This is a genomic window from Halomonas sp. Bachu 37 (assembly GCF_039691755.1).
In the GTDB taxonomy this organism is placed as follows: domain Bacteria; phylum Pseudomonadota; class Gammaproteobacteria; order Pseudomonadales; family Halomonadaceae; genus Vreelandella; species Vreelandella kashgarensis.
This window is the reverse complement of sequence record NZ_CP137552.1, coordinates 2585708-2601009: the sequence shown is the minus strand read 5'-3', so window position 1 is coordinate 2601009 and position 15302 is coordinate 2585708. Positions and strand designations below refer to the sequence as shown.

The following is a 15302-nucleotide window of genomic DNA, read 5'->3' as shown; positions in this document are numbered from 1 at the left end:
TCTTACTCCACACCTGTTGCGCTATCCACGTCGAGTCAAGTGGGTGGCGATTATCGCCGTCTTGCTGTTCGCTGCCGCCCTGGTGGTTGCTTCTCTGGTTGCCTGGCGGCAGGACACTCTGACTCAAGGCACCCGCGAAGATACGGCCTGGGTGGTGTATAAGCTTGATCGTGATACCGTACAGCTACTCAATCATGTATTGACGATTCCGCGTCCCGCATTGGAGCAGGCCGAGCTGGACGATCTGAATTTACGCTTTGAACTGCTTTACAGCCGCATCAATCTGCTTACCAGCGGTGAGGTCAACGAACTGCTGCGGACCTTGCCGTCGGGACGCCAACTGCTTCCCGTGATTCAGCAACGCCTGGACGCCCTGGATACCTTGTTGCACGGCGCTCCGGCCCTGTCGCAAGAACAGCGCCTCGCCCTGGTGGAAAGCCACCTGGAAACCTTGAGCCGTACGACCGAACGGCTAGTGATTGCCATCAACGGCTATCTTGCCGAAACCGCAACGGAAGAGCGTGAACACCTCGCCATCCTGTACAACCTATTGCTTGCCCTGATCGTGGCGATGAGTTTGGCGGCGTTGCTGGTGGTGATCTTTCTGGTCCGAGAAATGCGTGAAAACGCCTCCGCCCGGCGGGAACAGGAACTGCTCAGCCGCCAACTGGAAGTCACCGCCGAACAGGCGCAATCCGCCAATCGCGCCAAGTCCGAGTTCTTGGCCATGGTCAGCCATGAAATCCGTACACCGCTCAACGGAGTGGTGGGAATGAGCGAACTTCTGCTGATGCCGAATGCCGGCGCGCAAGTCGAGGATTACGCTCATACCATCCATGAAAGCGCCAGCCAGTTGCTCGACATGATCAACGAGATACTCGACTTCTCCAAGATCGAGGCGGGTCACTTGCGTCTCGAGATAATACCGACTGAACTGGGACCACTGGTGGAGAGCGTCGCTGCCCTGTTGACGCCCAAGGCGGAAGCGAAACAGTTACCGCTTGAAGTGAGAATCGACCCCACGCTTCCGCAATGGGTAAGCGTTGACCCGGGTAGGCTTCGCCAGGTGCTGTTGAACTTGATAGCCAATGCCATCAAATTCACCGAGCGTGGCAGTATCGGGATCAACGTGAGTGCCGAGGCCGATGAGCTTTGCATCGCCGTAACCGATACCGGATGTGGATTGACCCATGAACAGCAAGCGCGACTTTTCGAGCCGTTCCAACAGGCCGACGAAAGCATTGCCCGCCATTACGGCGGTACCGGTTTGGGGCTGGCGATCTGCAAGCGGTTAGCAGAGGCCATGCAAGGAAGGATCGGGCTGCAAAGCGTGCCGGGGGAAGGTAGCTGCTTTTGGCTTAGCTTGCCGCTGGAGAGGGCCGAACCGGTCTTGGTTAGGCCCTCTCGACCAGCCGAGGCGGTCCGAGATTTCGCGAGGCTTTCACTGCTGCTGGTTGAGGATAACGAAGTCAACCGCCGGGTGGCGGTCGGTATGCTGGAGCAACTTAACTGTGCCGTTCGCTGTGCGTCGAACGGGCGAGAGGCGCTTGCCATGGTCGACCAGCGTCCTGTCGATTTTATTTTCATGGATATCCAGCTTCCCGATATGGACGGTCTGGAGGTGACTCGCCAGTTGCGCCGTCGGCATGACTGGCTGAAGAATATCCCTATCGTGGCCATGACCGCCGGCGGCTACGAGGGTGACCGTGCGCGCTGCCTGGCCGCTGGCATGAGCGGTTACATGACTAAACCGTTATCGCTCGCCGTTCTAAGCGATGTACTGTGGCGCCAGGTAGAGGAACCCTTTTCACCACCTGACGCCTGGCCATGGGCATCGCCGGGAGAGGCACTACCTCTGGTGGATACCGCCACGCTGGGTAATCTCGACGATACTCTGGGCGAGCAGGGTATGACGCAATTGCTCGCCCTACATCAGCAACAAGTCAACCGCTACCTGGCGGATTTACTGGCATTGACTGAGGTAACGCCGGGGGCACTGAATGGCCCCCGAATCAAGCATCTGGCGCATCAGCTACGCGGAGAGTCTTCAAGCCTGGGCGGCTTACGCCTGGCACAACAAGCCAAGGTAGTGGAAGTGCTTGCCGAAGAGGCCGATCAGCGCCAGATGACGAAAGCGCTGACATTACTATGCGAGACGGCCGATCACACGCTTGCGGCGATGGAAGCTTGGCGCCGGGAACGTTCCTCCGTCTAGGACGATCACCAACTGTGGGTGAGATTCGCCCGCCTACAGAATAAATCGGGTATCCCCTACCAAGGAATGAGGCTGCTCCTGGCTTTGGGGCTTGCCTGTTTCATGGCATCTGGCCAACACTGAAGCGGCAGCTAATCAACAACGATAATAGTCAGGAGTGTTGCCATGATCTACGCCAATCCCGGCCAAGGCGGTTCGGTCGTTTCCTTCGATAAGCGCTACGGTAATTACATCGGTGGCGAATTCGTCGCGCCGGTCAAGGGCCAGTATTTCGACAATGTCAGCCCGGTCAACGGTGAAGTATTCTGTGAAATCCCCCGCTCCAGTGCCGAAGACATCGACAGGGCGCTGGACGCCGCCCACCAGGCATTTCCCGCCTGGGGCAAGACTTCTGCTGCTGAACGCAGCAATATTCTTCTCAAGCTCGCCGATCGCATCGAGCAGAACCTGGAGATGCTGGCCGTGGCGGAAACCTGGGACAACGGCAAGGCGGTTCGCGAAACCCTTAATGCCGATTTGCCTCTGGCTGTCGACCACTTCCGTTACTTCGCCGGTTGTCTACGCGCCCAGGAGGGAACGGCGGCGGATATCGATGCCAATACCGTGGCCTACCATTTTCACGAGCCGCTGGGCGTAGTGGGCCAGATCATCCCATGGAACTTCCCGCTGCTGATGGCGGTGTGGAAACTCGCACCGGCGCTAGCCGCAGGAAACTGCGTGGTGTTGAAGCCCGCCGAACAGACACCGGCCTCGATCCTCAAGCTGATGGAGCTGATCGGTGATCTGCTGCCTGCCGGGGTCGTCAACATCGTCAACGGCTATGGGGCCGAAGCCGGCCAGGCCCTGGCGACCAGCAAGCGTATCGCCAAGATCGCCTTCACCGGTTCGACCCCGGTCGGTTCGCACATCCTCAAATGCGCCGCCGAGAACATCATTCCGTCCACCGTGGAACTGGGAGGCAAATCGCCCAACATCTACTTCGCCGACATCATGAACGCCGAGCCGGAATTCATCGATAAGGCAGTGGAAGGGCTGGTGCTGGCGTTTTTCAACCAGGGGGAAGTGTGTACCTGCCCGTCGCGGGCGCTGATTCAGGAGTCGATGTACGATGACTTCATGGCCAAGGTCATCGAACGTACGCAAACCATCAAGCGCGGCAACCCCCTGGATACCGACGTCCAGGTGGGCGCCCAGGCTTCCCAGGAACAGTTCGACAAGATCATGTCGTACATGGATATCGCCCGTGAAGAGGGCGCCGAGTTCCTCGCCGGCGGTGACAAGGAGAGCCTGGACGCCTCGATCAACAACGGTTACTACATCCAGCCAACGTTGCTCAAGGGCAATAACAAGATGCGGGTCTTTCAGGAAGAAATCTTCGGCCCGGTGGTGGCGGTGACCACGTTCAAGGATGAAGAAGAAGCTCTGGCGATTGCCAACGATACCGAGTTCGGCTTGGGCGCCGGGGTGTGGAGCCGCGACATCAACGTGGCCTTCCGCATGGGGCGCGGCATTCAGGCAGGACGTGTCTGGACCAATTGCTATCATCAATACCCGGCTCATGCGGCGTTCGGAGGGTACAAGAAATCCGGGGTCGGTCGCGAAACCCACAAGGTGGCGCTTGAGCACTACCAGCAGACCAAGAACCTGCTGGTCAGCTACGACATCAACCCGCTCGGCTTTTTCTAAACATCACCTTTCCCGCTCAGGCCAGTGCCTGAGCGGGATTCTCCTTGTGCGCTAGACAGGCGCTGCGCGCCATGCCTGGCGCACCATGAAAAACCCCAGCCTGAAAGGCCGGGGTAAAAGGGACCGCTTAAGAATCAGCGTGGGTGAAAACAAGGGTTGAGGTTCAGACTTGGGTAGCCTCTTTCGGCGGTTCGCCGATGGTGCCGGGCATCGCCTGGACACTGCCTTGCCGACCCACCAGCGCCAGGAAATGCAGGTGGCGCTCGTATTCGGCCACCAGATCGCCGATTACCTGGCCGCGGGTGTAGCCGTTCAAGTCTTTATCCTGACCCCCTTCGGCAAGGTAGACGTCCAGGCGCACATAGTAGTCATCATCCGCCGGTATGAAACTAGGAGTACGCAGGCGGTGCGGGCAAATCTGATAGACGAAGCTGGTGGCATCCTCCAGATCCACCTGCAGGGTGAGGCGTGGAAGCGACTCACCTTCCACGGGTTCCTCGGTGACAGCGGTGCTCTGGCCACGGTTTTCAAGCTCTTGGGCGAACTGGGTCATGGCCGGGCGTATTGCATGTTCGATAGTAGCTGCGGCTCCGGCCCGGTTGGAGGTGTCCAATGCGCGATCCAGGCGCTCCCGCCAGTCTCCGCCCGGTGCGCTACCGGCGATCATGCGGCGGGCATCCGCCTTGCTGCCTTCCAGCTTCAACGCCTTGACCATGCCAACCATGATCGCAAAGATCACAAGCGAAAAGGGCAGCGCGGTGATCACTACCGCACTCTGCAATGCAGCAAGGCCACCCGCCATCAACAAGGCAACGGTGATAAGCCCGATGATGGCCGACCAGAAGATACGCAATCGCACCGGCGCGTCATGGTTCACATCACGCAGGATCGACGTGAAATTGGCCAGGACCAAGGCGCCGGAATCGGCGGAAGTAATGAAAAAGACGATCCCCAGTACGGTGACCACAGCAGCGGTAATGCTCACGTAAGGGTAATATTCCAGCAGGGTGTACATCGTGGTTTGTGGCGTATTCAGCGCCTGGGCGCCCAGCTCGGCAACACCTTGGTTGGCGACGAGCTCTATTCCGCTATTACCGAAGATCGACATCCAGACCATCATGAACGCCAGAGGAATGAACAAGGCGCCGGCGACGAATTCGCGGATGGTGCGCCCGCGAGAAATACGCGCCAGGAACAGGCCGACGAACGGCGTCCAGGCAATCCACCAGCCCCAGAAGAAGATCGTCCACCACATCTTCCACTCCTGGGCCCCTTCACCGGCAAAGGCATAGGTATCGAAACTCTTGGCCACGAAACCGGAAAGGTAATCGCCCGCGTTGTTGACCATCTTGTCGAGCAATACCAGAGTGTCGCCCTGGAATAGAACGAACAGCATCAATGCCAAGGCCAGCAGCATGTTGAATTCGGACAGCCGCCGAATGCCTTTCTCTACTCCGCTGACGACGGAAATCGTGGCGAGAACCACCACCAGGGCAATCAGGATGATCTGCACGCTCAAACTTTCCGGTACATCGAACATGTACGCCAGACCGTAGTTGAGCTGCATGACACCGATGCCCAGGCTGGTGGCGATACCGAACACGGTGGAAACCACAGCGGTAATATCCACGGCATGGCCTATCGGACCGTAGATACGCTTTCCCAGTAGCGGATAGAGTGCGCTGCGGATCGCCAGTGGTAACCGGTGGCGATAGCTGAAATAGGCCAGCGCCATCCCCATCAGAACGTAGAGCCCCCAACCGGAAAGTCCCCAGTGCAGATAGGTCTGGACGACCGCATTGCGCATCGCTTCCTGACTTTCGGGTGTCAAATCCGGCGGTGCCAGGTAGTGGGCGACGGGCTCCGCCACACTGAAGAACAGCAGGTCGATACCGATGCCGGCAGCGAACAGCATTGCCGACCAGGAAAGTAGTGAAAATTCGGGTCGCGAATGATCTGGCCCCAGACGAATGCTGCCATATCGAGAAACGCCGATCATTACCACGAACACCAGATAAGCCACGATAGCTAGCATGTAGTACCAGCCGAACGTTCTGCTGACCCATGCCAGGCCGGCATCGAAGAATGCCCCCGCCTGTTCGGTGAACAACATGGTAATGATCAGAAAAACCACAATACCGGCCACACTACCGTGGAACACCACGGAGTTCAGTCGATCGCGAGGGGGTGAGACGGAATTGTCATGCGCCATGCAGGGCGAACTCCTGTCGTTAAGATGCTTTATTTTGAATGAACGTTCAAAATAAAATACGCGGTTTCGCCCTCGCCTTCAAGCAGTGTTTTCTGGATGAGCATGCTGCAATCAGGACAAATAGCCACAAAAACGCCCAGCATTGCTGGGCGTCAGATAGAACTTATACTGTTGTATCAGTGGCTTGGTGGGTTACTCTTCGGTATCGTCGCTCCCCCGGCGATCGCCATGATGGCGTCCAGGCTTGCCATGACCGTCGCGGAACTCCTCGCGCATTTCCTGCATGGCATCCTCCAGCGCTGCCTGCTGCTCGTCATCCAGGATCTCGTCGACCTGGGCGCGGTGTTGTTCGTGTAGCTCCCGCATGGCGGCCCAGTGCTCCTCATGGGCGCCATTCAGCTCTTCACGGGTAGCGTCGTCGAGTCCGGCGCGTTCGTGCAGGGTCTGGCGGAACTCTGCGTGGCGCTGCTGCATTTCTTCGCGATCGAAACCGTTGCCGGTCTTGTCGCCGTAGGGGCCTGCCTGGACAGTCAGTGCAAAAGGTGCGACAGCCAGGGCCAACAGGGCGGGGGCGAGTAACTTGCTAATACGCTGAGTCTTCATGTGAGCTCTCCTTGTGATTTGACCCTTGCAGTATCGTCGATCGTTGTGCAAGGGCATTGCACACAGTGTGCAAGAATCGAGGAGCTGAAAATTGCAGCGGGGCGTTCCTTGGCTCATCCCTCCGGCTGATACTTGTAGCCGACCCCATATACCGAGCGGATGATGTCGCGTTCGGGCAGGGCTTCGTGGATCTTCTTGCGCAGCTTCTTGATATGGCTGTCGACGGTGCGCTCGGAGACGATGCGATGGTCGCGGTACATGTGATCCATCAGCTGCTCGCGGCTGAAGATACGCCCGGGCGCTTGCATCAGCACCTTCAGTAGTTGGAACTCTACCGCCGTCAGGGCCAGGTCGTGGCCTTCGGCCAGGGCTCGCCAGCCTTCATGATCCAGGCTCAGCAAGGGAGTGGTGGCGTGGCTGTCGGGTTCCTGAGTGGCCCGGCTACGGCGCAGCACCGCCTTGACCCGGGCCACCACCTCGCGGGGGCTGAAAGGCTTGCAGATATAGTCGTCGGCGCCCAGTTCCAGGCCCACCAGGCGGTCGACTTCCTCCACCTTGGCGGTGAGCATGACGATGGCGATTTCCGGCCAGTGCCGGCGAATTTCTCGGCACAGAGTCAAGCCGTCGCTGCCTGGCAGCATCAGGTCGAGCAGGACCAGCGCCGGGGCGGGGTCGGCGGCCTCCAGCCAGGGCAGTACCGTATCGCCCCGGTCCAGATGGTGGCTGCTGAAACCGCTGCCTTCGAGATAGTCCGCCACCAGGCGCGCGATCTTGGGTTCGTCTTCCACGATCAGGATGAGATTGTCCGGGTTCGACATCAATGAGCCTCGTGTATCAGCAGAGGGAAAGTCAGGCGCCAGCGTAGCCCTCCCAGCGCAGAAGAGAAGGCGACAAACGTACCGCCGTGAGACTTGACCAGGGCGCTGGCAATCGAGAGCCCCAGGCCGCTGCCACCGCTGGCACGGTTGCGGGAACCTTCCACGCGATAGAGCCGCTCGGTCAAGCGGCTGAGCTCCTCGGAGGGCACTCCGGGAGCGCTGTCCTCCCACTCGATCACGGCTTGCCCGGCTTCCCGGCGCAGCGTTACCCGCAGGGTTCCGGGGGCGTTGGTGTAGGCGCAGCTATTGTCGAGCAGGTTGTTCCACAGCTGGCGTAGCCGGTGCGCATCCCCGCGAATCATTACCGCCTCGTCCAGAGATTGCTCAAGGGACAAGCCGCTATCGCGCAGCCAGCCCTGGGCGTCCTCCAGCCGGGCTGCGAGGTTTTCACTCAGGTTCAGCGGCGCCAATTGCACTTCCAGCGCGCCGGCGTCGCTCTGCGAGAGTAGGCTTAGATCCGCCACCAGGCGCTCCAACTGGCTCACTTCCTGGGAGAGCGAAATCAGGTTGTCCTGATTGAGCGGGCGAATGCCATCCTGCATGGCCTCGATCTCGCCACGCAAAACCGCCAGCGGAGTGCGCAGTTCGTGGGCGGTATCCGAGACCCAGCGGGCCCGGGCCTCGCGGCTGGCTTCAAGCGTGGCGGCCAGCATGTTGAAGTCCCGGGCGAGGCGCGACAGCTCATCGCGGCCCTTTCCGCTCAGGCGGGTGGTGTAGTCCCCTTCGGTCAGGCGCCGGGTCGCCCGCGCCAGGACGCGGGTGCGTCGCCCCAGCCACCAGGCGAGCCCACCGGCCAGCAATAGCGAGGCCACGCCCAACGAGGCGAGAATGATCGTCAGGTTGCGTTGCTGGCGCTCGAGGAAGCCGCGCTCCATACGCTCCATCATGTGCTGGGGCGGGCGATAGCCCAGCTCGCCGATAGGCGTGTCCTGGTAGCGCAGGGTCAGCCACTGCCAGTCGCCGGGGTCCGCATGGCCGCCGCGAGGCGGGATCACGAACGCTCCCTGGGACGAGCGCAGGATGAAATCGTCGGCGTCTCCCAGCGGTGAGTGGCGGTGACGGCGGTCTTCGCTCAGTTCCTGGTGAACCAGCATCGGCCAGCGCCGGGGAGCGCGGGCAAGCCACTCCCAGTCGCCGCGTTGCGCCCACGCGCGGGTCAGCCCCGCGGCCAATGTTTCGGCCCGCGACTGCTGGGCCTGGGCGAGATAATCGAGAAAACCGCGATCGATGCTGTGCGATACCGCCAGGAAAACCCCGGCGGAAATCGCCACATTGACACTCAGAATGATGGCGAATAGCTTGAGCCCCAGCGTCGACACCCCACGTGGAAGGAGGGAAAAGTAGGCCATCAGTTTGCTCCTTCGGTTGCTGGAGTGGCGGTCAGACGCCCACGCAGGTTTTCCAGGCTGAGATAGAGACACGGGACCAGTACCAGCAGGATAAGCGTGGCGAAGAGCATGCCGAAGCCCAGCGAGATGGCCATGGGAATCATGAAGCGCGCTTGGCGCGAGGTCTCCAGGATCATCGGCGCCAGCCCGAGGAAGGTGGTCAGCGTGGTCATCATGATGGGTCGCAAGCGCCGAGTGGCGGCGGCGACGATGGCATCACGGGCGGACATGCCTTCGCGCCGCCTGCGGTTGGCGTAGTCGATCAGCACCAGGGCGTCGTTGATCACCACGCCGGACAACGCCAGCATGCCCAACAGGCTGATGATCGAAAGCCCGAAGCCCATCAGCATGTGCCCGCCGACCGCCCCGACGATACCGAACGGAATCGCCGCCATGACCAGCAGCGGCTGGAGGTAACTGCGAAACGGAATGGCCAGCAAGGCATAGAGCGCGGCGATCATCAGCCACATGGCCTTGGTCAGAGCGGCCAGGTTGTCGGCGGTGTCCTGCTGGCGCCCACCCATGCCGACCTCGAGGCCGTGCCAGGTCGCTTCGAGACTGGGAAACACTTCCTCCTGCAGTGTCGCCAGCACCTGATTGATCGGCGTATCGCCCGCCAGGTCGGCACTGACATCGATGATGCGGCGGCCGTCGATTCGCTGCAGGCTGCTCGATGCCTGCCCGCGACTGATCTCGGCTACCCGGGCCAGCGGTACGCTCAACCCATCCGGGGTGCGCACGGGCAGTCGGTACAGCTCATTGAGGCTGTCGCGGGCTTCCGGCGGCAGCCGTACCTCGACACTGACCTCGCTGCGGCCCACGAACTGCTCCACCGCCGTGACGCCTTGGAGTGGGCCGCGCAACGCCTGGGCCAGGTCGCTACCGACAAGCCCCAGCGCGCGACCCTCGGGGGAAAGACGGATATCGAGCTGCGGCTTGCCGTCGCTCAAGCCGCTGTCGATATCGGTCAAGCCGTACTCCGACAGCTGTTCGGCAAGGCGGGCGGCGGCGGCTTCCAGCACTTGTGTGTCGGGATGCGAAAGCCGCAGGCTGAGCGCCGCGCCGCTGCCCGGTCCGCCGAAATCGGCTTCAAAGCGCACCGACTGAGCACCGACCAGGTCGCCGCTTAGTTCACGCCATTGGCGGGCGATGCGCGAGGGCGGCCACTCGTCGAGACTGTCGGCGGCGATATCCAGGCGCACTTCCAGGCTGGAGCCGTCGAGACGGGTGCGGGTGCTGGTGAAGGTCAAGTCGTCTTCACGCTCGTCAAGCCGTTCGGCGGCGTCCAGCAACTGCTCGCTGAGGCCGCGGCTGAGGCTGATGGGGCTGCCGATGGGTAGCGTCACGCTGGCCTGAACCTGGTCCGACTCGACCCGTGGCATCAAGGAGAAGCCGAGACGGCCGCTCATGGCCCAGGCCAGCGCCAGCACCAGTATCGTCACGCCCACCGCCACGCTGAGCAGCCGTTGGTTGAGGGCGCGCTGCAGGAAGGGTTCGAAACGTTGATAGGTAAAGTGATGCAAGCCGTGCTGACAGCGCTGGCGAACGGCTTCCAGCGGGCGCTGCCAGACCGGCGTGACGCGCGGCTTGTGACTGTGTGCCAGATGCGAGGGCAGGATGAACAGCGCTTCCAGCCACGAGATCAGAAACACCGTGACCACCACCACCGGCACGGTGGCGAAGATCAACCCCAGAAAGCCGGGCAGGAACAGCAGCGGCATGAACGCCACGATATTGGAGAGAATGGCAAAGGTGAGCGGCGTGGCGATTTCCCGCGCTCCCCGTACTGCGGCGTCGCGCAGCGAGTAGCCCTGCTCGCGATAGCTGTAGATGTTCTCGCCCACCATGATGGCGTCATCCACCACGATACCGAGGGCGATGATGAAGGCGAACATCGACATCAGGTTGAGCGAGACACCCATCCACGGCAAAAACAGCATGGCCCCCAGGAACGCCGTGGGAATCCCCAGGGTAACCCAGAACGCCAGGCGCGCTTCGAGAAACAGCGCCATGAGCACCAGCACCAGGGCCAGGCCCATCCAGGCGTTCTTCATCAGCAGCCCCAGGCGGGCCTGGTAGACCTCGGAGCTATCCCGGGAAATATCCAGCGATAGCCCCTCGGGTAGCCCCAGGCGCAAGCGCTCGAGTTCTGCATTGACCGCTTCTGAAATGCCGATAGGGGTCTGGTTGCCGATCTGGTAAACGTCGACGCTCAATCCCGGCAAGCCGTTGTAGAACACTTCACGGTCGGTTTCGGCGAACCCGTCGACTACCTCGGCAATATCGCCTAGGCGCACCAGCGTGCCGCTGGCGCTGGTCAGCAGCGGAAGATCGGCAAACGCCTGGGCGTTCTCGCGCCGCCCCTGGTAGCGAATCAGCCATTCACCTTCCGCGGTGGTCAGCTGACCGCTGGCGAGATCGAGCGCCTCCTGCCCGATGCGGGTCGCGAGCTGGGCATGGTCGAGACCGAAGCGTTCGATCGCCTGGTCATCCAGGTGAATCTGGATCTCGCGTTCACGATTGCCGGATAACTCGGTGCGGGAAATGCCACTGGCGGCTTGCAGTTCGGCGCGCACGTTTTCGGCGGCGTCATGCAAGGTGGCGAGGTCGGTCTGGCCATAGACCTGCAGACTGACCACGCTGCGCGACCGTCCGGCGAGGGTGAAACGCGGTGGGTCGGCGGCTTCGGGAAAGGTGGTGACAGCGTTGATGGCCTGTTGGATATCCTGGTAGAGGCGCATGATCTCGACGCCGTCGATCAGCGTGGCGTTGAGCTGGGCGCTACCCTCGCTGGCTACGCTGACCAGTTCATCGATGCCTTCGACATTGGCCACGGCGGCTTCCATCGGCAACAGCAGACTCTGCTCGATCTCTTCCGGGGTGGCACCGGGATAGCTCATGCTGATCTGGACGATTTCGGTCTCGAATTCGGGAAACACTTCCTTCTTGATGGTCAGCGACGCCAGCAGACCGCCGGCGATCAACAGGATCATCAACAGGTTGGGGGCGACACCGTGGTTCACCATCCACGCCAGAGGGCCACGGCGGATCATGGGCCCGCCTCCTGAGTAGACCGCGTATCTATCTGCCGCGGGCGAACCTGCTGGCCGATGCTGGGCTGGGCCAGGCCGCCAATGACGACGCGTACGCCGGCGTCCAGTCCCTGGCGTACCAGCACTTCCTCTTCGCCGCGATAGGCGAGGGTGACGCTGTCGCGGCGCAGGCGGTCGTCTTCGTCGAGCCACCAGACCTGCTCGCCGGGGCGCAGGGCAGAGGCGGGCAGAGCCACCAGATTCTCCTGGGGCGTGGTGGTGAACTCGGCACGCAGTACATCGCCCAGGCGCAGTGCCGGACCTGCGCGATCCAGTGCCAGGGGATCGTCGACCTCCACCAGCAGTTGCGCCTGCAGACCATTCTCTTCCAGGCTGGGCAATATCGACAGGACCCGGCCCTCGCGGGTGTCACCTGGGGCCCAGCCGCCGCTGGAGAGCGTTACCGGATTGCCCACTTCCAGCCACTCCAGCCACTCGCCGGGCAGCGAGGCGCGCACCCAGAAGTGCTCCACCCCGACCAGGCCGATGACCTCGGTTCCGCCGCTCAACAGGCTACCGGCGCCCACCAGGCGCTCCTGCACCATGGCGCGCCACGGGGCATCGAGGGTGGCACGCTCCAGGTTCAAGCGGGCCTGGTCGCGCTGGGCTCGGGCCTGGGCCACCGTTGCCTCGGCCTCGCGCTGTTGGGGTTCACGCAGCACCAGTGAGCGCCGCTCGGGAGTCAACTCGCGGCCGAAGGATTGGTATTCGCTGCGCGCGCGCTGCTGTTCGCCTTGTTCCAGCTCCAGTTGAGCCTCGGCCTGATTCACCTGGGCCTCGGCGTCGGCCAGGGCCAGCGCCAGATCGGCGCTATCGATATAGGCCAAGGGCTGGCCGGCATCGACCACCTTGCCGGGCACCGCACCCTCGGCGAAGCGCTCGAGTTGCCCGGCCACGCGGCTGGCGAGGTTGGTCTGCTGCTCGGCTTCCACCCGGCCGTAGCCGTAGAGCGTGGGGGCGTGGGCCGCCGGTGCGGTGGTAATAACGTCGACGAGCGGCGGAGTGGGCTCGGGGGGCGGACGTCGTTCGACCCGCGGCGGCTGGGACACAATCCACCAGCCCCCGGCGAGGCCGGCCGCCAGTACCAGAAGCGCCACCAACCCGCCCAGGCGGAAGCGGCCGCGTTGGCGTGGCGGAAGGGGAAAATGGGTGGGTAATCGATCGAGAGCCGGGGTGCGTCGGACCGGCGAAACATCAATGGACATTCAATGACTATCCGGCTGGGAAAAAGGTCATGCTAGCATCGCTTGCCAGCACGCAGGGATTGGGCATGAAACGAGTAAACAATGTGCAAACGGAGGGAGGCTCCTCGGCTTCCCATCACACTGATTTGATTCTCTAGACTGACTGGTCTACTTTTGATGATATGAAAACGACAGCCACACGCGACAGACTGCTGGATACCGGAGCCGAACTGATCGGCAACCACGGTTATAACGCCACCGGCATCAATGCGGTGCTCAAGGCCTCCGGGGTGCCCAAGGGGTCTTTTTACCATTACTTCGCCAGCAAGGAGGATTTCGGTCTCGCCGTCATCGACCGTGTCGCGTTGAGCTACGACGAAAAATTGACCCATCTGCTGGAGGATACCCGGGTAGCGCCCCTGGACAGGCTGCGTGGCTATTTTGCCGCCGGGCGGGAAGACATGCTCACCTGCGACCACACTCATGGCTGTCTGATCGGCAACCTGGGGCAGGAAATGGCGGGCCAGAGTGATGTATTTCGCGATCGTCTGGACAAGGTCTTCCAGCAGTGGGAGCAGCATTTCGTCCGCTGCCTGACAGATGCGCAGCGCCAGAGCCATGTCGATTCAACTCTCGATATCGAGGCGTTGGCGAGTTTTATCCTGGCCGGTTGGGAAGGCGCCATTCTACGCGCCAAGACCCTCAAGTCGGTGGAGCCCATGCAGCGTTTCGAGAATATCCTGTTTTCTCGCCTGCTGGTGCCCTGAGAGCCAATTCTCTTTCCGGCGTAATTCGAACCACTGGATCACGAGTAGAGACAGGCTTTTTTGCTAGTAGACTGGTCTAGATCATGGAAGGTAAACGCAAGGAGAACGCAATGACACAAGCTTCCGATACCCTGTTTCGCCCCATTACCCTGGGCGATCTTCCCCTGCCCAACCGGGTCGTGATGTCGCCGTTGACCCGCTCGCGGGCGGCGCAGCCGGGCGATGTGCCTACCGCGATGAATGCGGAATATTACCGCCAGCGTGCCGGCGCGGGTCTGATCATCGCCGAAGCCACGCAAATTTCGCCCCAGGGCAAGGGCTATGCGTTCACGCCGGGCATCCATTCCGATGCCCAGGTGGAGGGCTGGCAGAAAGTCACCTCGGCGGTGCATGACGAGGGCGGGCGTATCTACCTGCAGTTGTGGCACGTGGGCCGCATTTCCCACCCCGACCTGCAGCCGGACAACGCGCTGCCGGTCGCGCCTTCAGCCATCAAGCCGGAAGGCGCCAAGACCTTCGTCAGTGCGGATTCGGGAATGGTCGACATCCCTACGCCCCGTGCACTGGAGCTTGGAGAGTTGCCGCAGATCGTCGCCCAGTATCGCCAGGCGGCGGAAAACGCCAAGCGTGCCGGTTTCGATGGGGTTGAGGTTCACGCGGCCAATGGCTACCTGCTTGACCAGTTCCTGCGCACCGGCAGCAACCAGCGCGACGACGCCTATGGCGGCTCCCTGGAAAACCGCCTGCGCTTGCCGTTGGAAGTCGTCCAGGCGGTGGTGGATGTGTGGGGCACCGAGCGTGTCGGTGTGCGGGTAACGCCGACGGGCAGCTTCAACGCCATGGAGGATGCCGACCCGGTGGAAACCTTCGGCACCTTCGCCAGGAAGCTGGATGAACTGGGTATCGCCTTTATCGAAGTGGTCGAGGATTCATTCCAGGGCAATCATGAGAATGGCCGCCCCGAATCGGTGATCGATGCCATTCGTGACAACTTCAGCCGGCACTATATCGGCAACGGCAAGTACAGCGCCGACGAAGCGCGTCAGCGTATCGAATCCGGTAAGACCGACCTGGTCTCGTTCGGGCGACCATTCATCGCCAACCCTGACCTGCCCGAGCGCTTTCGTCGCAACGCGCCGCTAAACGAGTGGGATGAGAGCACCTTCTATGGCGGTGACGAGCGCGGCTATATCGACTACCCCTTTCTTGGCGAGGCCTGAAACGGCTCGACGAAGCTCGTATTCAAGAACGAGAAATTCATACGTATTGAAACTGTA

10 protein-coding genes are annotated in these 15302 nt (G+C 61.6%); 4 read left to right on the top strand and 6 right to left on the bottom strand.

Going from position 1 to position 15302, the window contains the following annotated elements; translation table 11 throughout:
- Positions 1 to 43: 43 nt before the first annotated feature.
- Together R5M92_RS11960 and R5M92_RS11955 are read left to right on the top strand one after the other, a co-directional pair.
- On the top strand, positions 44 to 2215 hold the full coding sequence (locus R5M92_RS11960) for an ATP-binding protein (RefSeq protein ID WP_346796173.1): 2172 nt from the start codon (positions 44 to 46) through the stop codon (positions 2213 to 2215).
- A 165-nt stretch (positions 2216 to 2380) separates the two neighbouring features.
- Positions 2381 to 3901: an aldehyde dehydrogenase family protein gene (locus R5M92_RS11955; RefSeq protein WP_346796172.1), complete on the top strand. Its 1521-nt coding sequence runs from the start codon at positions 2381 to 2383 to the stop codon at positions 3899 to 3901.
- 163 nt (positions 3902 to 4064) lie between these two features.
- Here R5M92_RS11955 and betT read toward each other — a convergent pair whose 3' ends face one another.
- From betT to R5M92_RS11925, 6 genes are all read right to left on the bottom strand, one after another.
- Positions 4065 to 6113 carry a choline BCCT transporter BetT gene (gene betT, locus R5M92_RS11950; protein ID WP_346796171.1) on the bottom strand — a complete coding sequence of 683 codons (2049 nt, stop codon included), beginning with the start codon at positions 6111 to 6113 and terminating at the stop codon, positions 4065 to 4067.
- A gap of 192 nt (positions 6114 to 6305) precedes the next feature.
- Positions 6306 to 6716, bottom strand: coding sequence for a hypothetical protein (locus R5M92_RS11945; protein ID WP_346796169.1), 411 nt, complete (start codon positions 6714 to 6716; stop codon positions 6306 to 6308).
- A 113-nt stretch (positions 6717 to 6829) separates the two neighbouring features.
- Positions 6830 to 7534 (bottom strand): response regulator, encoded by a 705-nt coding sequence (locus R5M92_RS11940; RefSeq protein WP_346796168.1) that lies wholly within the window; start codon positions 7532 to 7534, stop codon positions 6830 to 6832.
- Complete coding sequence (locus R5M92_RS11935) at positions 7534 to 8943, bottom strand: ATP-binding protein (protein WP_346796167.1); 1410 nt, start codon at positions 8941 to 8943, stop codon at positions 7534 to 7536. Before R5M92_RS11935 ends, R5M92_RS11940 begins: the two co-directional genes overlap by 1 nt.
- A complete protein-coding gene (locus R5M92_RS11930) occupies positions 8943 to 12035 on the bottom strand; it encodes an efflux RND transporter permease subunit (protein WP_346796166.1) in 3093 nt (1030 codons plus the stop codon). The genes R5M92_RS11935 and R5M92_RS11930 overlap by 1 nt, the downstream gene beginning before the upstream one ends.
- Positions 12032 to 13279, bottom strand: coding sequence for an efflux RND transporter periplasmic adaptor subunit (locus R5M92_RS11925; RefSeq protein WP_346796165.1), 1248 nt, complete (start codon positions 13277 to 13279; stop codon positions 12032 to 12034). The genes R5M92_RS11930 and R5M92_RS11925 overlap by 4 nt, the downstream gene beginning before the upstream one ends.
- Before the next feature lie 161 nt (positions 13280 to 13440).
- Between R5M92_RS11925 and R5M92_RS11920 the strand changes: the two genes are divergently transcribed.
- The gene (locus R5M92_RS11920; RefSeq protein WP_346796164.1) at positions 13441 to 14025 is read left to right on the top strand and encodes a TetR/AcrR family transcriptional regulator; all 585 of its coding nucleotides are present in this window, start codon (positions 13441 to 13443) and stop codon (positions 14023 to 14025) included.
- Between the two features lie 110 nt (positions 14026 to 14135).
- Complete coding sequence (locus R5M92_RS11915) at positions 14136 to 15245, top strand: alkene reductase (RefSeq protein ID WP_346796163.1); 1110 nt, start codon at positions 14136 to 14138, stop codon at positions 15243 to 15245.
- Positions 15246 to 15302: the final 57 nt, after the last annotated feature.